14 protein-coding genes are annotated in these 23493 nt (G+C 70.8%); 12 read left to right on the top strand and 2 right to left on the bottom strand.

Annotation, left to right across the window (positions count from 1 at the left end; genetic code table 11):
* Positions 1-459: 459 nt before the first annotated feature.
* Positions 460-1503, bottom strand: coding sequence for a mannose-binding protein (locus tag AB0D14_RS14045; protein WP_362778217.1), 1044 nt, complete (start codon positions 1501-1503; stop codon positions 460-462).
* 605 nt (positions 1504-2108) lie between these two features.
* Here AB0D14_RS14045 and AB0D14_RS14040 point away from each other — a divergent pair.
* The 4 genes from AB0D14_RS14040 to AB0D14_RS14025 all read left to right on the top strand — a co-directional run bounded on the left by AB0D14_RS14040 (position 2109) and on the right by AB0D14_RS14025 (position 8931).
* A complete protein-coding gene (locus tag AB0D14_RS14040; protein ID WP_362778177.1) occupies positions 2109-2939 on the top strand; it encodes a type VII secretion system-associated protein in 831 nt (276 codons plus the stop codon).
* Positions 2936-4207: a ricin-type beta-trefoil lectin domain protein gene (locus AB0D14_RS14035; protein ID WP_362778174.1), complete on the top strand. Its 1272-nt coding sequence runs from the start codon at positions 2936-2938 to the stop codon at positions 4205-4207. Before AB0D14_RS14040 ends, AB0D14_RS14035 begins: the two co-directional genes overlap by 4 nt.
* 144 nt (positions 4208-4351) lie before the next feature.
* Entirely contained in the window at positions 4352-7669 is a 3318-nt protein-coding gene (locus tag AB0D14_RS14030; protein ID WP_362778172.1) for a right-handed parallel beta-helix repeat-containing protein, read from the top strand.
* On the top strand, positions 7666-8931 hold the full coding sequence (locus AB0D14_RS14025; RefSeq protein ID WP_362778170.1) for a S8 family serine peptidase: 1266 nt from the start codon (positions 7666-7668) through the stop codon (positions 8929-8931). The genes AB0D14_RS14030 and AB0D14_RS14025 overlap by 4 nt, the downstream gene beginning before the upstream one ends.
* 145 nt (positions 8932-9076) lie before the next feature.
* Here AB0D14_RS14025 and eccCa read toward each other — a convergent pair whose 3' ends face one another.
* Complete coding sequence (gene eccCa, locus AB0D14_RS14020; protein ID WP_362778167.1) at positions 9077-13120, bottom strand: type VII secretion protein EccCa; 4044 nt, start codon at positions 13118-13120, stop codon at positions 9077-9079.
* A gap of 476 nt (positions 13121-13596) precedes the next feature.
* Here eccCa and eccD point away from each other — a divergent pair, with 476 nt between their 5' ends.
* The 8 genes from eccD (at position 13597) to AB0D14_RS13980 (ending at position 23443) form a co-directional block, all read left to right on the top strand.
* Positions 13597-15003, top strand: a complete 1407-nt coding sequence (eccD, locus tag AB0D14_RS14015; RefSeq protein ID WP_362778165.1) for a type VII secretion integral membrane protein EccD — start codon at positions 13597-13599, stop codon at positions 15001-15003.
* A 60-nt stretch (positions 15004-15063) separates the two neighbouring features.
* Complete coding sequence (gene eccB, locus AB0D14_RS14010) at positions 15064-16653, top strand: type VII secretion protein EccB (protein ID WP_362778163.1); 1590 nt, start codon at positions 15064-15066, stop codon at positions 16651-16653.
* Positions 16654-17150: 497 nt separating this feature from the next.
* Positions 17151-17486, top strand: coding sequence for a hypothetical protein (locus AB0D14_RS14005; protein WP_362778161.1), 336 nt, complete (start codon positions 17151-17153; stop codon positions 17484-17486).
* 85 nt (positions 17487-17571) lie between these two features.
* A complete protein-coding gene (locus tag AB0D14_RS14000) occupies positions 17572-17880 on the top strand; it encodes a WXG100 family type VII secretion target (protein WP_362778159.1) in 309 nt (102 codons plus the stop codon).
* Positions 17881-18098: 218 nt separating this feature from the next.
* Positions 18099-18560 carry a type VII secretion system-associated protein gene (locus AB0D14_RS13995; RefSeq protein WP_362778158.1) on the top strand — a complete coding sequence of 154 codons (462 nt, stop codon included), beginning with the start codon at positions 18099-18101 and terminating at the stop codon, positions 18558-18560.
* 120 nt (positions 18561-18680) lie between these two features.
* Positions 18681-22331, top strand: a complete 3651-nt coding sequence (locus AB0D14_RS13990) for an AAWKG family protein (protein WP_362778155.1) — start codon at positions 18681-18683, stop codon at positions 22329-22331.
* Between the two features lie 276 nt (positions 22332-22607).
* Entirely contained in the window at positions 22608-23063 is a 456-nt protein-coding gene (locus AB0D14_RS13985) for a YbaB/EbfC family nucleoid-associated protein (RefSeq protein ID WP_362778152.1), read from the top strand.
* A gap of 2 nt (positions 23064-23065) precedes the next feature.
* On the top strand, positions 23066-23443 hold the full coding sequence (locus tag AB0D14_RS13980) for a hypothetical protein (RefSeq protein WP_362778149.1): 378 nt from the start codon (positions 23066-23068) through the stop codon (positions 23441-23443).
* Positions 23444-23493: the final 50 nt, after the last annotated feature.

Raw genomic sequence — 23493 nt, 5'->3', positions numbered from 1 at the left:
GTATGAGGACGGCGTGGGCCCCTGCCCCGTGCCGGCCGTACCCGGTCCCTGGCCGTACCCGACGCTTCGCCGTGTCCGGCTGGGGCGGAGGCATCATCCCGTGGCGGGGACGCGGAGGCGAATGCGGATCGGATACGAGGAGGCCCGGTACGGGGGGAGGGGAGGTCCTGGTGGGTTACGGCGTGAAGGCGTGCGCCATGTGGGTGGCGAAGGGGTGCGCAGGCACCTGTGCCACAACGCTCGTCACCGGCTTCGCTCTGCGCCGTCCAGAGCGGCTGTACGTGTCCACGGTGGCAGCTCGCCGACGACGGGGAGCTGCCACCCTGGCCGGGAGACCTCGCCGTGGGCCTGAGGCGGGGTGAGTTCGGGTGACGGGCCGTGGGATTTCGTCGCGTGGGCACGGCCCGTCAAGCGGTAATCAGGTGGCACTAGGTCCGACCGCGGGCTCGCCGGACCGTGTCAGGTCGACCAGATGACTCCGCCGTTGTGCAGGACGACCACCTTGGCGTCGGCTCGGAGAATCAGCTGGGCGTTCGCGTGGCCGTGGCTCCGGGAGGCCCAGATCGGGCGGTCGTCGCCGTTGTGGACGACGAGGTTGCCGTCCTCCTGGAAGATCGCCCGGTGGTTGCTGCCGAAGGTCATGGACGCCCAGGTGGGCTTGTTGTTCTCGTTGTATACGACGAGGTTGCCGTCGGACTGCATGACCATGCGGATGCGGTTGGTGGTCCAGGACTGGCCGGCCCGAAGGACACTGTTCGCGTAGACGGTCTTGGTGCCCCAGTTCGGCTTCGTGTCAGTCTTGGGCTTGGCCTTGGCTTTGGCCTTGGGCGTGGATTTCGCCTTCTTCGCGGCCGGGCTGCTCGTCCTGGTCTCCGGCACGGGCGCGACGGCCTTGGGGGCGACCTTCGGGGCGTCGCTCTTCTTCGGCTTCTCCTTGCGCGGGGACGAACTGGGCTTCTCGGCCACGTAGTCGTCGAGGACGGCAGGTGCGGAGCTCCCGTTCAGGACGGTGTCGGAACCCTCCGCGGCCAGCCCCTTCGCGCCGGGGCGCCCGTCGTCCTGCGCGCTCCCGGCCAGCAGCAGCGGTATGGCGATCAGGACGGCGCCGGCGATCGCCGCCCCTGCCAGGACCGGCTTGCGGGGGCGTCCGCTGTTGACGCCGGTGCCGGTCTTGGTGCCCGGCGGTGTCGTCCCGACCGCCGCCGCCACGGCGACGCCCTCCTCGGGGGCCTCAGGCGCCCCGGCGGTCCCGGAGGCAGCTGAGGGCGCCGCAGGGGCGGCAGCGGTCTCTCCGGCGTTGGGAGCGCCACCGGCCGGGCCGGTGCCGTTCTCCCCGGCCGGGGTGGTGCCTGACTCCGCCTCGGGGGCCGCGGCAGGGGCCGGCGTCTGCTCGTCCGGTCCCGGAGAAGCGGGTGGGGACCCGGCCTTCTCCGGCTCCTCCGGGCGGGCGGCGGCCGCCTCCGCTTCCGCGTTCGCGCCGGGGGTGTGGGGCTGGGGGGACATGCGGTACTCCTCCTCGGTGGCGGAGCTGTCGGTGGTGGGCACGGCCCTGACAGCGGCCGGGCCGGACCAACGTCAGCCGGCTCGGCGGGTGTTGGGCAGGTACCGCGTCGAGGTGAGCCAGTCAGGCTCGATCCTGGTCGTCGAGGTCCGTGTGACCCGCCGCGGTGGCGGCCGCAGACCGATCCGATGCCCTCCTGAACTGAGAGGCATTCCCGTACGGCCTTGGCTTGGACGTCCGGGCGGAAGGCGCCTGTGCAAGGGCACTTGTACAGGGACGGGTCCGATGGCACACCCAACCTAGCCCGTCGCGGAGGCGACAGCAGCACCCTCAGCCCCAACCACCCCACCGCTTTGTCCACCCACGCCTCACTGCTCCCGGAAAGTTCTCCATGCGGGCAGCAAACGGGCACGCGGTCGTCCGATACGGGTCTGCCCCAGCGCACCACGCGTGGGGCTGGTGTGGCATTCTGTTGGCTTCCCGATCTGATCAATTCAATGTCGGCGTGCGCGCATGTCATGCGGCACCAAGAATTCGTACGGACCGAAGAGTTCAGGTGAAGATGCGGCCCGGAGAACGGCAAGAGGGCAGGCATGACGCCTTGCCCGTGCTGCCTGATGGCTCCCGCCCGACCGCCGTCCCCGAGTCACCTGTTCCCGACGCCACGGACACCACGGGTGCCGCAGCCCCCGCGGACGTCACCGAAGTTGTCGAAGCCGTCGACACCCCCGAGATACCCGAGGCCGTCCGGGACGTTGCCCGCCGGGCCCCGGGTCACTGGATCGGGGTGGTCGACCCGGAGTGGACCGAGGAGCGGACCCCGCCGGAGTGGGCGGTCCTGGGGGAGTGGCAGTCGGACGAGAGCGGGGGCGTGGGGGACTACCGCGCCAACCCGGCGTACCGGCCCTCGGCCCGCATGCTCGGCTGGCCGGAGCCCACCGACCCGGTGGACGCGGCGGCACAACGGGCCGCCACCGGCTACGGCTCGGTGGACGAGGCGCTCGCGGCGCTCGCCGAGGCGGACGTCACCGTGGTGCGCGCGCCGGACGGCGGGCCGCTCACGGCCACCGGGCAGGACGGGGCGCCGGTGGTGCTGTTGTTCACCTCACCGGCACACGAGTTCATGTCCCCGGTACTTCGCCATGGCACGCTTCCGGCGCGGGAGTTGGCCCGTTCACTGAGCGGTTCGGACACCCTGCTGATGGTCAACGCCGGGGCCGCGGCCCCCTTGCTCGTCCCGGCGGACAGTCTTCCCGGTCCCGTACGTGGACCGGGCGCCGAGGGGACTCCCACAGCGGACGCCGTGACGGCGGAGGGTCCGGGTGCTCCCTCCGGCGCAGCGGACCGTACCGGTGTCGGCCCTGTGGCCGAGCCCCGGACCGACAGTTCTCCTGAACCCCGCCCTCACAGCCCCCACATCGCAGGGAGGACCCCGTGACACGTCCGGCCCAGCAGAACCCCGCCTCCCCGAGTGCCGGGTCCGGCCCGGGTTCCGGTTCGCGTTCGGGTACGGATTCCGGTTCGGGTTCCGGTTCGGGTTCCGACGGCGAGGAGACGGCCGCGGCTGCGACCGCCGCCGCCGTCGCCGAACCCAAGTCCGAGAGCGAGTCCACGCCTACGCCCACGCCGGAATCTGAGCCCGCAGCGGCGAAGTCCGGAGCCGAGGCCGGGGAGACGGCCGCACAGGGCAAGGCCACCGAGCCCGAAGCCGGAGACGGGTCCGAAGCTGGAATCAGGCCCGAAGCCGGGACCCGTTCCGAGGGCGGGAACGCTTCCGGTAATCAGTCCGAGGCTGAGTCCGAGGCCGACCCCGGTGCCGCCGCGGAAGCCAAGAGCCGGCTGCCCGCGCTCGTACGGACCATGACCGCGACCGCGATCGACCGGCCGCAGCAGCGGACCGGGCCGGTGGGGCGGCCGGGCAAGGCCGTGCTGGCCGGGGCCGCCGTCGCGGGGGCGTTGCTCGTGTCCGTGCCCCTGCTGATGCTCGGCGGGGATGACGACAAGGACCGTAAGGGGCCGGCGTCGGCGGGAACCGTGCTCGGCGGGAACGCGCAGGACGTACCGGGCGAGTTCGCGGAGACCTCGCCCGACGCCGGTTCCGCGGGCGACGGCGAGAAGGGCCCAGTCGAAAAGGGTAAGTCGGCGCAAAATGCTTCCACGTCCGCCCCGGCGAAGAGCGACAGCAAGGGTGCGGGCGAGGCGAAGAAGGACGATGCTCAGAAGGGCGCCGGTCAGAAGGACCAGCCGGAGAAGCAGAGCGGCGAGAAGAAGTCCGACGGCGACAAGAGCCAGCCCGCGAAGGCCGGTTCGGGGGTGACCCTCAGCGCCGCGGTCTCCCTGCGCAGTCACCTCTCGGGCAAGTGCATCGACGTGCCGGGCAGTGATTTCGGCGACGGCAAGAAGCTGTTCGTGTGGGACTGCAACGGGGGCGCCGCCCAGAAATGGCAGTTCGCCTCCGACGGTACCGTCCGTATCAAGGGCCTCTGCCTGGACGTGGCCAATGCGAACTACCGCGACGGCACCCCCATCCAGATCGCCCGGTGCAGTGGCAACGCCGCCCAGAAGTTCGTGCTGAACTCCAGCCACGACCTGGTCAACACCGTCGTCGGCAAATGCGTCGACATCAAGGACAACAACCGGGGCAGCGGTGCTTGGCTGCAGCTGTGGAGCTGCGCGGGGACCGACAACCAGAAGTGGAGCGTCTGAACAGGACGTCCGCAGCCCGAGAGCACCCCTCTCGGCACCCGCCCGCCCCAGGGCGAGGCATGATGGCACCGTCGGTTTCACCGACACGCGCCCCCGGTGAGGGGGCACCCGTAGATGAAGCCCCCGTGGCAAGGAGGTTGGTGCGTGTCGCGCCAGATACTGACGGTCGGTCCGGGGGACCGGGACCGCTACCGGACGATCGGTGAGGCACTCTCGGCTGCCCGTACCGGCGCGCTCATCAGCGTCCGGCCCGGGACATACGCGGAGAACCTGGTGATCAACACCAGGGTCACTCTCACTGCCGAAGAGGGCCGGGGCACCGTGGAGATCCGGCCGCGCTCGGGCAGTGTGCTCGCGCTGCGTGCCGACGCCGTGATGCTCTCCGAACTGACCCTGCGCGGCGGCGACGCCGAGCAGCCGGCGGTGGACGTACGGCGCGGACAGGCGGCGCTCGACGGCTGCGAGATCATCGGCTCCGCCTGGACCGCGCTGCTGGCCGGGGGCACCGGCTCGATCGCGCTGCGGGAATGCCGGGTGAGCAACTCGCAGGGCGCGGGCATCGTGATCACCTCGACCACACCCACCACCGTGGAGTCCTGCACCTTCGAGCACCTGGGCACCAGTGGCCTGGTCCTCGCGGAGCAGGGAGAGGCACGCATCCGCGGCTGCACGGTGCGCGACGCCCGCGGCAACGGCCTGCTCGCCAACGGCGAGGCCCGCGGCAGCGTCGAGGACTGCGACATCTCCTCCACCGACAAACCCTCCATCGCCCTGGAGGAGAACAGCGTCCTCTCGGTGATCCGCACCGTCGTGCACGACACCAGTACCGGCGTGCACCTGAGCAGCGGGGGCCGTACGACGCTGGAGGACGTCCGCGTCACCGGCTCGTCGGGGAACGGCATAGTGCTGGCCAAGGGCACCGACCCGGTGCTGCGCCGCTGCCGCGTCTCGCGCACCCGCGGACACGGCATGCTGGTCACCGACCGGGCGCGCGGCACCTTCGAGGACTGCTGGGTGGACGGCGCGCAGGGTGCGGCCCTGCGGGTCGCCGGGGCGGCCTCCCCGGCCCTGACCGGTCTGACGGTCCGCGACTGCGACCAGACCGGGCTGCTCCTGGAGGAGGACTCGGCGGCGGAGCTGGACCATCTGGAAGTGATCGGCGGTTCGCCCGCGATCGCGGTGCGCGGCGGCGCCAACCCGCTGCTGCGCCGGGCCAGGCTGGTGGAGCCCGCCGGGGACGGCATGGTGGTCAGCAAGGACGCCCGCGGCCGTGCCGAGGACTGCGAGATCGTCCGGCCGAAGGGCGCGGGTGTGCGCGTGGCCTCCGGCAGCACCCTCTACCTGGCCGGCGGCGGAGTCTCCGACACGACCACCAGCGGCCTGGTCGTGGAGGACGGCGGCAACGTCACCGTCCGCGACTTCCGCATCGAGATGTCCGGCGAGGAGGGCGTGGTCGTCGCCGCGGGCGGCGAACTGACCGCCAACCGCACCTCGGTGCACGCGCCCAAAGGCCACGGTTTCCTGCTCCGCGAGGGCGCGCTCGCCTCGCTCAGCGGCTGTGAGGTCTCCGGCGGAGCCCAGGACGGCTTCCGGGTGGAGTCCACCGCGCCGGTCTCCCTGGTGAACTGCCTGGCCCGGGAGAACGAGGGCGGCGGCCTGGTGCAGACCGCACCCGGCGAGCGGCTGGCCGTGGAGGGTCTGAACAGCACCGGCAACGGCAAGCGGGACGCCTGGGGTTCCGGCAGTGCCGAGAACACCGACCCGGCCGGCTCCGGCGCCGCGGACGCACCCCCGGCGGACCGTCCGGAGGGCCCGCTCGGCGCCCTCAACGCGCTGATCGGCCTGGAGAACGTCAAGCAGCAGGTACGCACTCTGGTCAACCTGACCCAGCTCGCCCAGCGCCGCGAACAGCTCGGCATGTCGGCCCCGCCGATGAGCCGTCACCTGATCTTCGCCGGCCCGCCCGGCACCGGTAAGACCACCGTCGCCCGCCTCTACGGGGCGATCCTGGCCGAACTGGGTTCGCTGCGCAGCGGGCACCTGGTGGAGGTCTCTCGCGCGGACCTGGTCGCGCAGGTCGTCGGCGGCACCGCCATCAAGACCACCGAGACCTTCCAACGGGCGCTCGGCGGCGTGCTGTTCGTCGACGAGGCGTACAGCCTCACCTCGGACAGCAACAACGGCGGCGCCGACTTCGGCCGCGAGGCGGTGGACACCCTGCTGAAGCTGATGGAGGACCACCGCGACGACGTGGTGGTCGTCGCGGCCGGCTACTCCCGCGAGATGGACTCCTTCCTCAGTTCCAACCCGGGTCTGGCCTCGCGTTTCTCGCGGACCGTCGAGTTCGAGAACTACTCGGTGCCCGAACTGGTCGCGATCATGGAGAACATGTGCGCCCAGCACCAGTACGAGCTGGGTGAGGGAACCGAGGTCGCGCTCGCCGCGCACTTCGAGGCGATGCCACGGGACGCGGGCTTCGGCAACGGCCGTGCGGCGCGCGGGGTGTTCGAGGAGATGGTGGACAGACAGGCGGTCCGGCTCGCCTCCCAGCAGCAGGTCGGTGAGCACGACCTGCGGCTGCTGCTGCCCGACGACGTCTCCGCGACCGCCGTCACCAAGGCCGCCGAGACCGCGGCACCGGTCGACGACCCGCTGACCCGCCTCGGCGACATGATCGGCCTGTCCGAGGTGAAGCGCGAGGTCGCGGACCTGGTCAACCTCATCACCACGGCCCGCCACCGTGCCGCCGCGGGGCTCCCGGTGCCCTCGCTCAGCAGCCACCTGGTCTTCACCGGCCCGCCCGGTACGGGCAAGACCACCGTCGCCCGTCTCTACGGGGAGATCCTGACCCAGCTCGGCGTCCTCGGGCGGGGCCAGCTGATCGAGGCGGCCCGCGCCGATCTGGTCGGCCGCTACATCGGCCACACCGCCCAGCTCACCCGTGAGGTCTTCGAAAAGGCCCGCGGCGGCGTGCTGTTCATCGACGAGGCATACACCCTCACCCCACGCGGCAGTGGCGCCGACTTCGGCCAGGAGGCGGTGGACACCCTGCTGAAGCTGATGGAGGACCACCGCGACGAGGTGGTCGTCATCGTCGCCGGCTACACCGACGAGATGGAGCGCTTCCTCGCCTCCAACCCGGGCCTCTCCTCCCGCTTCCCGCGCCGGATCGCCTTCGCCGACTACTCCTCCGAGGAACTCGTCACCATCGTGCGGACACAGGCCGCGAACATGGGGTACGAGTGCGGACCGGGCACCGGCCCGCTGCTCAAGGAGTACTTCGAATCACTGCCCCGGGACCGCTCCTTCGGCAACGCCCGCCTGGCCCGCCAGGTGGTCGAGTCGATGGTCACCCGCCAGGCTGGACGGCTCAGTTCGCTGACCGCGCCCACCCTGGACGATCTGCGTATCCTCCTCCCCGGGGACGTCGTGGCCGTGGCACCGAAGGCGGCTCCCCGATGAGGCCGCCCGCCCGCGGGGCCGCCCGCCTGCTGTCCGGTGTCGGCTGCGTCGCCGCCCTGTTGCTGCCCACGGCCGTCACGGCCCAGGCGGCACCCCTGTCACGCGTGCCGACGGCCGACGGGAAGGGCCAGGAACTGCCCGGCATGCCCTCCTCGCTCGACTCGGACGCGGCCTGCACCCCGGCCTCCCGGGAGAAGGCGAAGAAGCAGGACTGGTCGCGCCAGCGCCTCGATCTGGACCGGCTGCACGGATACAGCACCGGTGCGGGCGTGACCGTAGCCCTCATCGACACCGGTGTGGACACCGGCGCCGAAGGACTCGACGGCCGGGTCACCGCCCAGGGCGCGGCCGGTGACGACTGTGTCGGGCACGGCACCTTCCTGGCCGGGCTGATCGCCGGGGCCGGCGGGGACAGCGCGCGCCTGACCGGCGTCGCCCCGGGCGCGAAGATCCTGGCTCTGCGCGGCACCGACCAGCGCGGTCAGGCAAGCTCCGGCCTGGTCGTGCAGGCGCTGCACGACGCGACCGAGGCCGGCGCCGGAGTGATCGCGGTCGCGGTGGCCCTGCCGCGCCGTGACGCGGCGCTGACCCGTGCGGTCGCCGAGGCCCGCAGCGCGGGCGCGGTGGTGGTCGCCGCGGCCACCCCGGAGCCGCCACGGGGTACCACCGACGAGATTCCGGCCCGTACCTACTGGCCGGCCGGTGAACCCGGCGTCCTCTCGGTCGCCGACATGCTTCCCGCCGGCGCCCGCCCGGACAACTCCCTGGCCACCGGCGGCATCGATCTGGCAGCCCCCGGCGCCGGGGTGGTCTCCGGTGGTCCGCGCGGCGACGGCCACTATCTCGGCGCGGGCGCCTCGGTGGCCACCGCCTACGCCGCCGGGGCTGCCGCGGCGGTCCGTGCCGCCCGTCCCGACGACTCGCCCGACGACGTCGCTCGCCGGCTGACCGCCACCGCGTACCCGGCCGACATCCCGCAGCTCGACCCCTATGCCGCCGTCACCACGGTTCTCGGTGACTCCGGTGCATCCGGCGGTGCCGAGCGGGACGCGGCTCCTGTGACCGTCCGTGACACCTCCTCAGCCGATCGGGCCACCGACCGGGCCACGCTCTTCGTGGTCCTCGGCACCAGTGGTGTCCTCGCTGTCCTGTGGGCTGCCTTCGCCCTTCCGAAGGCCCGTGCGCGGGGGTGGCGTCCGGCGGGGGCGGGCGCTTCCGCGGGGACGTCCGCGGGCGCGGGCACCGTGGAAGAAGAGGACTGAGCGGTTCGCTGTCTGCGGCCCGGTGGGGGCTGGTCGCGCCCCGCGGCGGAGCCGCAAATGTCACAGCCCCGCGCCCCTGAAAGGCAGGAAGCGGGGGACCACCTCAGGTGGTCCCCCGCTTCCTTTGTCCGTGGAGGGCGTGTGCTCAGTCGGTCTGGGCCGGGGGCTCGTCCACCAGTGCCGTCTGCATCAGCCGCTCGCGGCGGCGGGCGATGTGCAGGGCCCGGCCGGGCGGAAGGTTGCGGGGCTTCGCGTTGCCGAAGAGACGGCCTTCCGTGGGCGGGCAGGACAGGAGGACCGCGGGGTTGTTGGCCTCGTCGAGGCGGCGGATCAGGGCGTCGCTGAGACCGCGCCCCGCACCCATGGCACTACGGGCGACGACCAGGTGCAGACCCATCTCGAAGCCGAGAGTCAGATACTCGAAGAGCGGCTCCATCGGACTCTGGAAGGAGTTGCCGGAGACCATGTCGTAGTCGTCGACCAGGATGAACAGACGCGGGCCGGTCCACCAGTCGCACTTGCGCATACGGCCCGGGGCGATGTCGGCGCCGGGGACGCGGGTCTTCATGGCCCGCGCCGCGCCCTCGATGGTCTCCTTGAGGTTGTCCAGGGAGATCACATGCCCGATGCGGTACTCCTCCGGGATGGTGTCGATCAGGGTGCGGCGGTAGTCGACCACGATGATCTTCGCCTCGGCGGGCGAGTACCGGGTGGTGATGCCCTCCGTGATGCGGCGCAGCAGGTTGGTCTTGCCGCTCTCGGTGTCGCCCACCACGACCAGGTGCGGGGTGCGGCTGAAGTCGTGCCAGACCGGTTCCAGGGCGTCCTGGTCGATGCCGAGAGGCAGGCGCATACCGTCGCCCTCGGTGCTCTCCGGCGCGGGGAGCTCGGAGAGCGGGAGCCGGTGCGGCAGCATCCGGACCTGCGGGGCGGGCGCGCCGGGCCAGTACTTGGCGACCTCCGCGACCAGGTGGCCGACACCTTCACCGAGGTCTTCGAGGGAGCCGCTGCCGTCCAGCCGGGGCAGGCCGGCGAGGAAGTGCATCTTGGTGTCGGCGGTGATGCCACGACCACCGGTGCGCGGCACCGAGCGGGCCTTGCGGGTGTCGATCTCGGAGTCCATCGGGTCACCCATCCGCAGTTCGAGACGGGTGGCGGCCTGGTCGCGGACCTGGGCGGACAGCTCCACCCAGCGGGTGGTGGTGATGAGCAGGTGGATGCCGTAGTTGAGGCCGCGGGCGGCCAGTTCGTTGAACTTGGGGATCAGGTCGTCGTAGTCCTGGCGGACCGTGGACCAGCCGTCGACCACCATGAACACGTCGCCGAAGGGCTCGTCGGGGAACTCCCCGGCGGCCCGGCGGCGCCGGTAGGACTGCATGGAGTCGATGGTGTGGTCCACGAAGAACTGCTCGCGCCGGGCGAGCAGCGTCATCACCTCGGCGACCGCCCGGTGCACCCGCTCCGGGTTCAGCCGCGCGGCGACGCCGCCGACGTGCGGAAGCGCGGCGAACTGCGAGAGGCCGCCGCCGCCGAAGTCGAGGCAGTAGAACTGGATCTCGGCGGGCGTGTGGGTGAGAGCGAGCGCGCCGATCAGGGTGCGCATGATGGTGGACTTGCCGCTCTGCGAACCGCCCGCGATGGCGACGTGACCGCCGGCTCCGGAGAGGTCCACGACCAGTGGGTCGCGGCGCTGGTCGAAGGGCTTGTCCACCAGGCCGACCGGCACCCGGAGCTTGCCGGTGCCGGACCAGCCGGTGGCGGTGAGGCCGCGCTCGGGGTCGGGGGTGATGCCGGGCAGCAGGCTGTCCAGCGGGGAGGGCTCGTCCAGTGGCGGCAGCCACACCTGGTGGGCGGCGGGGCCGGAGTCGCGCAGCCGGTCGAGGGCCACGGCGAGCAGGGTCTCCTCGTCCTCCTCGCTCTCCTCGGCCTCCGGCTCCGGTTCGGGCGCGGCCTCCAGGGTGCGGGGCACCACCCAGCCGCTGGTCCACGGCACCACCTGGCTGGCCACCCGGGCCTGGACCACCGCACCGGTGCGGCGCCGGTAGATGCCCGACGAGTAGCCGGCCCTGAAGCGGGTCAGGGCCTCCACACCGGACTTCAGATAGCCGTTGCCGGGCTGGGCCGGAAGCTGGTAGGCGTCCGGTACACCGAGCACGCCGCGACTCTCCATGGCGGAGAAGGTGCGCAGGCCGATGCGGTACGAGAGGTGGCTCTCCAGCTGGTGCATGCGGCCCTCGTCCAGGCGCTGCGAGGCGAGCAGCAGATGCACCCCGAGGGAGCGGCCGAGGCGGCCGATCATCACGAACAGGTCCATGAACTCCCGGTGCGTGGAGAGCAGTTCGCTGAACTCGTCGACCACCACGAACAGGCTGGGCAGCGGGGCGAGGTCGGCACCCGCGGCGCGGGCCCGCTCGTACTCCAGGGCGGAGGTGTAGTTGCCGGCGGAGCGCAGCAGCTCCTGGCGGCGCATGAGTTCGCCGTGCAGGGCGTCCTGCATACGCTCCACCAGGGCGACCTCGTCGGCGAGGTTGGTGATGACGGCGGAGGTGTGCGGGAGTTCCTCCAGGCCGAGGAAGGTGGCACCGCCCTTGAAGTCGACCAGGACGAAGTTGAGGGTCTCGGAGGAGTTGGTCAGGGCGAGGCCGAGAACCAGGGTCCGCAGCAGCTCGCTCTTGCCGGAGCCGGTGGCGCCGATGAGCATGCCGTGCGGGCCCATGCCTCCCTGCGCCGACTCCTTGATGTCGAGCTCCACCGGGCGCCCGTCCACACCGACCGCGACCGGCACCCGCAACCGGCCGGAGCCGATGTGCTTGCTGAAGAGGGTCTGCGGGTCGTGCCGGTGCAGGTCGGGGATGCCGAGCAGGGTGGTCAGCTCGACGTCGGTGTCCAGCGGCTGGGAGATGTCGGTGCCCAGACTGATCCGGCGGGAGGTGAGCAGCCGGGCCAGCGACTCCGCGCCGAGCGGGCCGAGCCGGTCCGGGCGGCCGAGCGGCACGGAGCGCTCCTTGCGGCTGCGGTCGGTGCGCACCAGGCTCACCCGGCCCGGCCCGACGGTCAGCCGCAGTGTGTTGCGGCCGGGCCGCCAGCGCAGCGCCCCGGAGACGTCGATGACCACGGCGTTGCGGTAACCGTGCCCCTCCCAGCGGTGCCCCTCGGGGACACTGACACCGTCCAGGACGATGACGGTGTACGGCTCGTCACGGCCGGGGCGGGCATCCGCGTCGAAGCCGGGACGCTCGGCGAACTCCGCGCCGAGCAGATCGTCCAGCTCGGTGAGTTCGGCGGTGATGCGGCGGACCTGCCCCGCACCGTCCTCCTCGTGCGGGTGCAGCGCGTGCGGCAGCCACTTGACCCACTCCCAGTCGGGCCGCCGCTCGTCACTGACACAGACCGCGACCCACAGCTCCTCGGGCGCGTGGAACACCGCGAGCTGGGCGAGCGCGGCACGCACGAGGGCGCGTACGGCGTCGGCGCCGGGGCCCTCGGCCGGGATGCCGCCCACGGCCCCGGCCTCGCCGCTCTCCCCGTTCGGCAGGACGGCCGGATCGGCGGAGGCCGTCTGGCCGGGAGTCTCCTCCGGGCGCACCAGAACGCGGGCCGAGGAGCGCAGATAGAGACCGAGAGGCTGTTCGGGGATGGTGGAGTAGGCGCGGATGAAGCGGCGCAGGGCGTGCGCGCAGAGCGGTTCGAGGTCCTCCACCGGACGGGTGGAGACCGGCTGCAGGCTGAGCGCGAGCTGCTGCTCACCGACCGCGAGCCGGGCCTCGCCGAAGTCCTCGTCGGCCGGACGGCGCTCCCACAGCCGCGAGGTGCGGGCCAGCGAGCGGAGGGAGGCGGGGTCGGGGTGGCGCCAGGCGAGTGCCCGCTGCTGCTCCGTGATGGTGGCCCGGACCCGCTTGCGGGTCTGCGCCAGGTAGCGGAGGTAGTCGCGGCGTTCGCCCTTCAGGCGCTGCTTGCGCTCGCTGGAGCGGCGCATCAGCTGCCCCAGCAGCATCGCACCGGCAGAGAGCGCCATGACGCCCATCGCCAGATACATGAAGACGCCGTTCCCGCCGCCGGGGCGCAGGAACATCAGCATCATCGACACCGACATCAGAGCCATCGGCAAATAGGTCCATATCGCCGAGGTGTCGGGCACGGCCTCGGCGAGGACCGGTGGTTCCTGAAGGGTCAATTGCCCCTCGGGCATCTGCGGTCCGCGTCTGCGGGCCGGCCGGCGAAACAGCACGACACTCAAGGAACAGAACCTCCGGTTTTACTGGCTTTCCGGCCCGCACCGAATACCGGCGCACCCGGCAGCGGGAAAGACCGCACCGAGCTCATTCTCCGGGTCCCGCATGTGGCGGGGAACGCCGGGTGAATGTTTCGAGCGGATAGCGGGGACGGTCAACTCCCGTGATGGACAACTCCATACCGGACAATTAGTCCGGTCCGCAGCACGATCCGGCGGGCGTAGGCAGTAGTCTGCATTCACGGAACGCGACCTGTCCACGCGGGAGGGGCGGTTGCTGGCCGCGCGGACGTAATTCACCGGCCCGGCACCCCCGTTCCTGGCTGCGCCCGGGCCTTCCGTACTCTTCGCACATCCCTCTCCCGGGGAAGCCCTCCCGCTGTCCCGGGGAAGTCCTCCTGTCAAAGCACCCACGGAAGACGAGAGTTCAGCTGATGACCGACAGCGCGGTGGCCGAACTGTGCCGCCTGACCGTACGTGCGCCAAGCGTCTCCGTCGATCTGGCCGTGCCCGCCGACGTGCCGGTCGCCGATCTCCTGCCCACGCTGCTGCGTTATGTCGGCGAGGATGCCGAGGAAGCCGGTCTCGACCACGCCGGCTGGGTGCTCCAGCAGCTCGGAGACGCACCACTCGACGAGGAGACCACCCTCGCCCGTGCCGGGCTCTCCGACGGCGCCGTGCTCTATCTGCGCCCGCACACCGAGACGTTGCCCGAGGCGCGGCTCGACGATCTGGTGGACGGGATAGCCGACACCGCGGGCCGGCGGCTGAACACCTGGCACCCCGAAGCGGCCCGCGGGCTGCTGGTGGGCACCGCGGTGGCGACCGTGGTGGCCGCCCTCGCGCTGGTGATCTGGCCCGGCACGACCGGCTCCGGCTTCTCTCCCGTCGCCTACACGGCCGTGACAGGGCTGCTGTTGCTCGCGGGCGCGGGCTCGGCAAGCCGCGCGGTCGGCGACCGCCTCTCCGCGACCGCGCTCGGCCTGCTGGTCGCGCCCTGCCTGGCACTGGCGGGCTGGCTGCTGCCCGGCGGTGACCTGACCGGCCCGGACGCGAGACAGGTCGTCGGCGCACGGCTGCTCGCCGCGGGCGCCGCGGGCGCGGGCGGCGCGGTCCTCGCGCTCGCCGCCACCGCGGTAGGCGCCCCCGCCCTCTTCGCCACCGCGCTGGTCTCGGCGGCCACCGCGATCGCCGGGGGTCTGATCGGGTACACCGGCCTGGCCGTACAGGCCTCCGTGGCGCTGGTGGCGACCGTGGTCGCGCTCGCCGCCGGAGCGGTGGCACCCTTCGCCTTCAAACTGGCCGGAATGCGGCTGCCCTCGCTGCCGTCCTCCGCCGCCCAGCTCCAGGAGGGCATCGAGCCCTACGCGGGTGACGAGGTCGCCGAGCGCACCATGCTGGCCGGGCGCTGGGTCACCGCGCTCTTCGCCTCCACCGGCATCATCTGCGTGGCCGCGCTGGTCGTCCTCACCGAGGACCCGAACCTGCCCGAGGTGCTGACCGCCCTCGGACTGACCCTGCTGCTGCTCCTGCACTGCCGCGGCCTGGTGCACATCGCGCAGCGGCTGACCCTGGCCGTGCCCGGCGTCGCGGGACTGCTGCTGCTCGCCCGCGCCTGGGCGGTCGACCACGACGGCGACGGACGCGCGGTCGTCTTCGCGGTGCTGCTCGGCGCCGCGGCCGCACTCGTCATCGCCGCCTGGACGATTCCCGGCCGCCGGGTGCTGCCGTACTGGGGCCGTGCGGCGGAACTGGCGCACACCGGCTTCGCGGTGGCCCTGCTGCCCTTCGCCCTCTGGGCGGCGGGGCTCTTCGGCTGGCTGCGCGGCCTGTTCGGCTGAGCACACCCGCACGCCCGGCATGGAGAAGGACCGGCATGGAGAAGGAGTCGAGGAGAGACCGTGCAGTCCAAACGAGACCAGGTACACGCCCACAGTTTCATGATGGGCAGGCTCAGCTCGGGCCTGCTGATGGCCGACCCGGACGCGCCGGAGAGTCCCCTCGGGCGCACCACCCGCGGTGTGGTCTTCGGCGTACTGGTGACCGTCCTGATCGGCGCGGGCGCCACCGTGTACGGCCTGCTGCGCCCCGGCGGGAACGACGGCTGGCGCGACGGTGAGCACCTGGTGGTCAACCGCGACACCGGCGCCCGGTATCTGTGGACCGGCACCGACGGCGTACTGCACCCGGTGCGCAACTACGCCTCGGCGAAGCTGATCGGCGGCGCCGACCTGGCGACCGCGGACGTCCACACCCCCTCCCTGAAAGGCGTCCCGGTGGGTACCCCGGTCGGTATCCCCGGAGCCCCGGACGCCGTACCGGCGTCCGGGGAACTCGACGACGGCGCCTGGCACATGTGCGTCACCGGGCCGGACGGGGCACTGCCCAACACCTCCGGTGTCGTGGCGACCACCGGAGTGGACAAGCCCGGAGCCACCACCGTGGCGGCCGGGATGCCGCTGGACTCCCGCGGCATCGGCCGCGACCGCGGTGTGCTGGTGAGCGGCCCGGACGACACCGAGTACCTGGTGTGGCGGGGCAGCAGGCTGCCGCTGGACCGCGCCTCCGACGCCCGCAACGCCCTCGGCTACGGCTCCCAGGAGCCGATGCCCGTCTCGGCGGCCTTCCTCGACGCACTGGCACCCGGCCCCGCCCTCAAGCCGCCCGCGGTCCCGGGACGTGGCGAGGACGGCCCCGAGCTCGGTGGTGAGGCAAGCCGCATCGGCCAGTTGTTCAAGGTCAGCGTGCCCGGCGGCGGCAGTACCTATCAGCTGCTGCGCAAGGACGGCCTGGTGCCGCTGACCCGGCTCGGCGCCGCCCTGGTGCTGGGCGACCCGGCCACTCAGAAGGACGCCTATGAGGGACAGTCGCCCGAGGTGCGCACGGTCGGTGCGGACGCGCTGCGCGAGCACCGGGCGAAGGACTCGGACTCCGCCACGTCCGCGGAGCTGCCGGACGCGCCGCCTCTCCCGCAGTCCGCGGAGCGCGGTACCGCGCTCTGCGCCCAGGTGGACGGCGGCAACGGCGGCGTACGGATCAGGTCGGTGCTGGTCCCGCTGACCCAGCTCTCCCCGGTCGCCGTGTCGGCGGGCACCGCTCAACCGCTGGAGCCGGCCTGTGTCCCCACGGAGGCCACGGTGGTACGTCCCGGTCACGGCGCCCTGGTCCGGGCCCTGCACGCGAGCGGCGCCGCGCACGCCGGGACCACCTACCTGGTGGCGGAGAACGGCGTGAAGTACCGCCTCTCCGCCAAGGATTCGCTGGCAGCGCTCGGGTACCAGGCCGCGGACATCGACTCGGTCCCCGCGCCGCTGCTCGCGGCCCTCCCGACCGGCGCGGACCTCGACCCGGCCGCCGCCGTCGGCGTCACGGAACCCAAGGCGACGGCCCCGGAGTGCGGTGGCGTCGGTGAGCCGGGGAAGCGCGATGACAGCGGCAAGGTGGACGAAGCGGGGGAGGTGGAAGCGGCGGGCACCGCTTCGCAGAGCTGACACCACCTGCTGATTCCGGCAAGGAACGCATATCGCGCCGAGGAAAGGAAAAGAGAAAGGAGCGAATGCGGGAAACCTCGGGCTGAACTCGGCGCCGGGGGCGTGAAGTCGGCGCGGAGTCTCGCGGCGTTCGGATACGAAGGTGAAACCTCAGGAGAAGCTCAAATATTTCGGCAGACTGCACCCGTGGAATCCTGGGGGTGCGCGCACATTGCCGGGAACGATGCTTCTCCATGACCGTTCGGTCTCTTCGTGTGCCCGCTTTTCGCCCGCTTCGCATGGTGTCCGGCACCTGCTTCGCGTGCAGCGTCCCCGCAAGACGGGCGTACGTGTTCATACGGCTGCAACGTTCGCACAACTCCGTTGCCGTACAGGCGAATTCTGCCGGACCGGCTGTTACTCACATCTTGCCTGCACGCGTTGCGCGGAACCCTGTTTTCTCTTTAGCCTCAGCGGGCAACGGTGCGTGAGACGCGCCTGAACGAAGGGAGCGTGACATGGCGGACAGCGCCGCAAGGAAAGCGGACTATGCCAAGGGCTTGGGGGGCGTCTCCTCTCTGGAGTCGGCCCGGAGCCAGGTCGAGAAGACCCAGAACAACGTCGCCGAGATCGCAGCGCGTTCCGGAGTCGGCGGTGACGAGGGCCAGGCTCTGCTGAAGCTCTTCCGCAGCTGGAACTCCGAGGCGCAGAAGGTCGTCGTACAGATCAGCACGATGATCGACGCGCTCCAGGAGAACGTGACCTCCGCCAACCGTCTGGCGAAGGAGAACCAGGACCTGACCGAGGTTCTCAACAGCAAGACCAGCCAGGGCGTCTTCGAAGCACTGAGCTGAACCACCCGCGGTACCGGCTCCGTTCGGTGGAGCCGGGCTTCGTGAGCTTCCCGGGCCAGGCGCCCGGCCTTCGAGAGGAGACGTCATGGCCGACGGCATCATTGATGTGCAGTACCCCAAGGTCCAGCAGGCCATCGAGGAACTGATGGATCAGACCCAGTTGATCATCAAGACCCTCAACAACCTGGAGGACGAGCTGAAGCCGCTCGTCAGCACCTGGGAGGGCGCGGACCAGGAGCAGTACCGCGTAGTCCAGGCGGAGTGGGACAACGCCACCAAGAACATGGCCAGGCTCCTCGGCGACAACGGCGAGCTGATCCGGACCATCCACGACAACCACTCCCGTGACGAGCGCAAGAGCGCCGACAACTGGGGCAACGTACGCGCCCGTTAGGGCCCCGGCCGCGCGCCTGGCCGGAGCTTTCCCCTCGGCCGTCCTGAGGGTCGTGCCAGGCGTTGTGCGCGTGCGGGCGAAGGCCGGTTCGGCGGACCCGCGTTCCGGGTCCGCCGAACCGGCCGCCGTCCGTACGCGGCGAGACCACCGGGCCGTCCCGTGCACCGTCCGGCACCACGGAATCCATCAGCAGCCCCCTAGCAGCGGGAGATCGTCCCATGGCCGGTGAAAAGGCCGACGTCAAGCATTTCGACCTCAAGCAGATGGAGAACTTCCGGGACAACGAGGTGCAGCCGGTCTACACCGCCGCCAAGAAGCACCGCGAGGAGGGCGACGGACACACCATCCGCCCGCTCGGCCACCTCGTCGACGGGCACACCACCCCGGACAACCTCGCCCAGGACAAGCAGCTCCTGCGCATCGGCAAGATGGTCACCGACCCCCTGGTCTCGGGCCCGAAGCTGGTCGAGGGCGTCCGCACCGCGGCCGAGGCCATCGACAAGCTGCTCGGTGACCAGATGGAGCTCTTCAAGGAATTGAAGGAGGCTCTCTCGGACACCATCGAGGAAGCCAACAAGACCAAGAACAAGAACCTGGAAGCGATCGACGCGCAGACGCTGCTCCAGACCTTCGAAGAGGTCGACACGCTCACCGCCGGCAGTTCGGAAGAAGAAGACTGAGTCATTGCCGCGCGTGCCGGCCGAGGCCACGGCCGACCGGTGCGCCCGTAGGACACACGGCCGCACACCCCACGACGCTGTGCGCCGGCACGGACGACAACCGACCAGAAAGGGCGCCCGGTGGCCGATCGGTACGATCCCAATTCCGTCGCCAACATCGACAAGTACGAAAACGCCGGCGACTCGACGGGCGACACCTGGGCCACTCTGGTCGCCCATATGACCGGGTATCCCGTGCCGGACCGCGCCACGGTCTTCGACACGCTCCGCTCCGACCACGGCGGCAAGCTCTTCCGGATGGACATCAAGGAGCGCAGCCTCAGCCTGCTCGTCAAGGACTCCGGCTTCCTGACGAACACGGGCGAGGACTACGACATCTGGTTCTTCGACAGCGGCAAGAAGACGAAGATCATGCAGGCCCGGATCGTCTTCGAGGGCCGTGTGAAGGCGGGCGAGGAGATCATCTTCGCCGCCCCCGGCACCGACGACGTCAACAACGCCCAGGTCCGCGAGGGCGCCGAGTTCACGGACTACAACAAAGACAAGATGAGCACCGTCGCGCTCGCCCGGTACATGAACGGGCCGCGGGCGGCGCTGCTCGAACTGCTGCGCGGCAGCAGCCAGAACGCCCGCTTCAGCAACCTGGGAGTACCCGGGGCCGACGTGGTGGACCTGAACTCGTTCAACACCACCGGGGACTCCTTCGACTACGCCGCCAAGTTCTTCAGGGACCACCAGGTGGTGCTGAAGGACTGGGAGGACCGTTTCAGCAAGGACGACGCGAGCTGGAAGGGCGAGGCCGCTGAGGTCTTCCGCAGCCTGCTGAAGAAGATCCGCGAGAACTACGACGCCTATATCGAGACCTTCGACTCCTCGGCCGGCACCGGCGACGAGACCGGCACCGGCAACACGGTGTACTCGCGCGCCCTGTCACTGGGCCGCAAGTACCTGCAGGACTCCGCCACGCAGCTGCTGGAGGCGTGGCTGACCTGGGCCAAATCCTCGTACTACGACCCGCACCAGGTGCTGCGCTACGTCCTGGACGACCTCGCCAAGTGGGTGGACACGAACAACGTCGGCATGACGGACATCACGTCGACCACCACCCGCTACTCCACGACCGTCAGGCACAGCCCGAAGGGCGGCTTCTCCCAGATCCACCCGGACTACGGCGACCTCACCGACATCGCCAACTGGGCGAAGGTCGGCGACAAGGCCGTCAAGATCTGGACCCAGGGCGTCGACGACCTCCTGGGCAAGCCCGCGGCCAAGGTGCAGTCCGCCTTGAACAACCACTTCCTCGAACTCGGCGAGGACTTCGCGGACAACGTGCCCAAGCCGAAGTCGACCAGCACGGCCTCGGAGGAGTACGAGGAGAAGAAGCTGGAGGAGGAGAAGGAGGACATCAAGAAGCAGAACGAGGAGAACAAGAAGGACCAGGACGAGCTGCGGGAGGAGCAGAAGCGGCAGCGCGAGGAGGACAAGAAGTACCAGGACGAGCTGCGCGCGGAGCAGGAGCGGCAGCGCGAGGAGGACAAGAAGTACCAGGACGAGCTGCGCAACGAGCAGAACCAGCAGCGCGACGAGGACAAGAAGTACGCGGACGAGCTGCGCGAGGAGCAGAAGAAGGACAAGGAGGAGGCCGATCGCCTCCAGGAGGACCTGCGCAACGAGCAGAACCAGCAGCGCGACGAGGACAAGAAGTACGCGGACGAACTGCGCGAGGACCAGAAGAAGGAGCAGGAGGAGGCCAGGCGCGAGGCCGAGGAACAGGCCAAGTCCGTGACGGAGAGCCTCGGCGGCCTCAACGACCCCAACGCGGTCAACGAGCAGAACCTCGACAGCCTCGACGACCTGCTGAACCAGCAGAACGCGGTCACCACCGAGAGCCCGGGCGACATCGGGGACCTCAACGGTACCCAGGGGTCCCAGACCGACCTGGGCCCGGTCAACCAGAGCCTCGGCAACCTCGGCCCACTGAACGCTGGAGGTGGCGCCCTCAGGACCCCGACCGGCGGGAACACCCAGGCCGACGGAGGCAAGCTCACCACCGACTTCCCGGACGGCAGCAACACCTCGTTCGACCCCGACAGCGGGCTGCTCACGACCACGTCGCCGGAGGGTACGGTCACCACGCAGGATCTTGGCGATGGTCTCAAGGTGACGAACCCGGACGGCTCGGTGACGTCCCTCGGTGACGACGGGAAGCTGACCACCACGTTCCCGGACGGCACGACCCAGACCGTGGACCCCGCCACCGGCCAGGCGACCACCACCAACCCGGACGGCACCACCACCACGACCGACCTGGGCAGCCTCACCGACCTCAACGGCAGCGCCAACGGGGACGGAGTGCTCGACGGCCCGACCGGCGCCAATAGCCAGCTGAACAACGCCGGTGATCTGACCACCGACTTCCCGGACGGCAGCAACACCTCGTTCGACCCCGACAGCGGGCTGCTCACCAGCACCTCGCCGGACGGTACGGTCACCACGCAGGATCTTGGCGATGGTCTCAAGGTGACGAACCCGGACGGCTCGGTGACGTCCCTCGGTGACGACGGGAAGCTGACCACCACGTTCCCGGACGGCACCACGCAGACCGTCGACCCCTCCACCGGCCAGGCGACCACCACCGATCCCGACGGCACCACCACCACCGAGAACCTCGGCAACCTGGGCGACCTCAACGGCCAGAACGGTCTCAACGACCTGAACGACCTGGGTGACATCAACCCGGACATCACCACCGAGTCGATCGACGACCTGGGCAACCTCGGAGACCTCAACAGCGACCAGAACGGCCTGGAGACCCCGACCGGTGGCAACGTCGAGCTCGACGACGCCGGGGACTTCACCACCACGTTCGAGGACGGCAGCAGGGCCTCGTTCGACCCGGACAACGGGCTGCTCACCACCACCGACGCGGACGGCACCACCACGACCACCGACCTCACGCACGGTGCGAAGGTGACCAACCCGGACGGCTCCACCACCGCCCTGGACAACGGTCAGCTGACCACCACCTTCCCGGACGGCAGCACCCAGGTCATCGACCCGGACACCGGCATCGCCACCGTCACCGACGCGCAGGGCAACACCGAGACGGTGGACCTGCACGACCTCAACTCGGACGCGAACAACGACAGGTCGAGCATCCTCGACGGCCTCGGAGACCTCAACGGGAACGGCGGCGGCGACGGCACCACCTCCCGGGACGTACCGCTCTCCGAGCTGGGTCTCGGTGGCGGCGGCGCGAGCCTCGGGGCTTCCGGTGGCGGCCTCTCCGGGTCGGACTCCCTGTCTTCGGACTCCCTGTCCTCGGACTTCAGCTCGGCCGGCGTCACACCCCTCTCGGACAGCACGGCCTCCCCGCTCGGTGCCGCCACCTCGGCCGCCTCCGGCGGCGGTGCCCCCGGTGCCCCGGGGACACCCGGCAGCCCCGGTATGCCGATGGGTGGCGGAGCGGGCGGAATGGGCGGCGGCGCCGAGAAGGGCAACGGCGAGCGCGTGCGCTCCGTCCTGGTCGACGCGGCCGAGGAGAGCGAGCGCCGCAACCGCCGGCGCCGCAGCCCGTGGAACCGGCAGGAGGACAGCGACACCTTCCTGGCCCCGGCCTCCCGGGTGAACACCACCGGCGGCGGTGGCGACTCCACCGAGGAGGAGTCGGAGCCGGGCCGCAGGGCCACCAGTTCCGTCGACTACCTGGAGGAGGACGTGGACGTGTGGGGCACCGAGGAGGGCGGCACTCCGGCCGTCATCGGCCGGTGAGCACGGTGGAGGTCGGGCGTGGTCCCCGCGGGGACCGGCGTGACCACCGGGGAGACCGACGCGACCACTGGGGAGAGACGAATCCCACCCGGCCCCGGCTTCCGCGGACGGGCCCTCACCAGGCAAGATCAGCAGAGCAGTTGCCGGACTTCGGGCCAGGGCCGGTCGCACGGGCCGGATGTCCGGAGGTACGAACCGGATGTCCGGATGCCCGGACTGTGCGTTCCGGGCACAGACGGAGACCGACGGAGACCGACGGAGAAGGGCGGAGTGGGCGTGACGGAACCGCTGGAGAAGCGCCTGGAGAAGGCGATGGCCGAACTCCAGGCTGCCCAGGAGGCGGTCTCGCGCACCGAGCGCGAGCTGCGGCAGGCGTCGTTCGCGGTGCTCTCCTCCGACCGCGCGGTCCGCGCCACCGTGGGCCCGCAGGGTGAGCTGACCGGGATCGAGTTCCTGGAGAACAAGTACCGCGACATGTCCCACCAGGAGCTGTCCGCCAGCGTCCTGGAGGCGGCGAACGCGGCACGCCTGAAGATGAACCGGCACGTGATGAAGGCGATGGCACCCTTCGCCGAACCCAGCAGCAACGTGCCGGAGCTGAAGGGCTTCGAGCTGGACTGGGAGCGCATCTTCGGCCCGGAGGTGCTGCGCGAGGACGACGAGGACACGGCACGCGACGTCGAGGCCGCTCCCGGCTGGCGGGACGCGCTCGGCGAGGACGGGGAGGACTGACCATGGGACAGCGGTACTACGTCGATCCGCAGCGCATCGAGGCCCTGGCGGGACAGCTCGAGGAGATCGGCACCCTAACCAGGAGCATGACCGAGGAGTTCTTCGACGAACTGGCCCCCACGGTCAGATGGCCCGGTACGGTGGGCGATTTCGCCGAGAAGGCCAAGCCGCAGGAGCAGAAGGAGCGGCAGACCACCAAGGACACCATGATGTCCATCCGCGACGCACTGGTGGGTATCACCGACGCCACGGTCAGCCAGGTCCGGCTGATGAAGAACACCCGTGACGCCAACATCGAGGACATCGAGCAGAACAACAGGGAAATCGACACCCATGGGCTGGACGGCAACAGCGGCCCGGGCGGGCATGGTCGCCGCTGACCTCCGCACCGCAGGCCGCTCCCGCAGTAAGCCGGGAGCGGCCGCCGCGT

Origin of the sequence: Streptomyces sp. NPDC048484, assembly GCF_040651415.1 — a bacterium.
Lineage (GTDB): Bacteria > Actinomycetota > Actinomycetes > Streptomycetales > Streptomycetaceae > Streptomyces.
The sequence above is the reverse complement of the archived record's forward strand: the minus strand, read 5'-3'. Positions and strand labels throughout refer to the sequence as shown.

Excerpts from the sequence above, each read along its gene's own strand:
- AB0D14_RS13980 (WP_362778149.1), top strand. The coding sequence starts at position 23,066 with ATGGGACAGCGGTACTACGTCGATCCGCAGCGCATCGAGGCCCTGGCG.
- AB0D14_RS14025 (WP_362778170.1), top strand. The coding sequence starts at position 7,666 with ATGAGGCCGCCCGCCCGCGGGGCCGCCCGCCTGCTGTCCGGTGTCGGC.
- eccD (WP_362778165.1), top strand. The coding sequence starts at position 13,597 with ATGACCGACAGCGCGGTGGCCGAACTGTGCCGCCTGACCGTACGTGCG.
- eccCa (WP_362778167.1), bottom strand. The coding sequence starts at position 13,120 with ATGCCCGAGGGGCAATTGACCCTTCAGGAACCACCGGTCCTCGCCGAG.
- AB0D14_RS14045 (WP_362778217.1), bottom strand. The coding sequence starts at position 1,503 with ATGTCCCCCCAGCCCCACACCCCCGGCGCGAACGCGGAAGCGGAGGCG.
- AB0D14_RS14005 (WP_362778161.1), top strand. The coding sequence starts at position 17,151 with ATGGCGGACAGCGCCGCAAGGAAAGCGGACTATGCCAAGGGCTTGGGG.
- AB0D14_RS13995 (WP_362778158.1), top strand. The coding sequence starts at position 18,099 with ATGGCCGGTGAAAAGGCCGACGTCAAGCATTTCGACCTCAAGCAGATG.
- AB0D14_RS14000 (WP_362778159.1), top strand. The coding sequence starts at position 17,572 with ATGGCCGACGGCATCATTGATGTGCAGTACCCCAAGGTCCAGCAGGCC.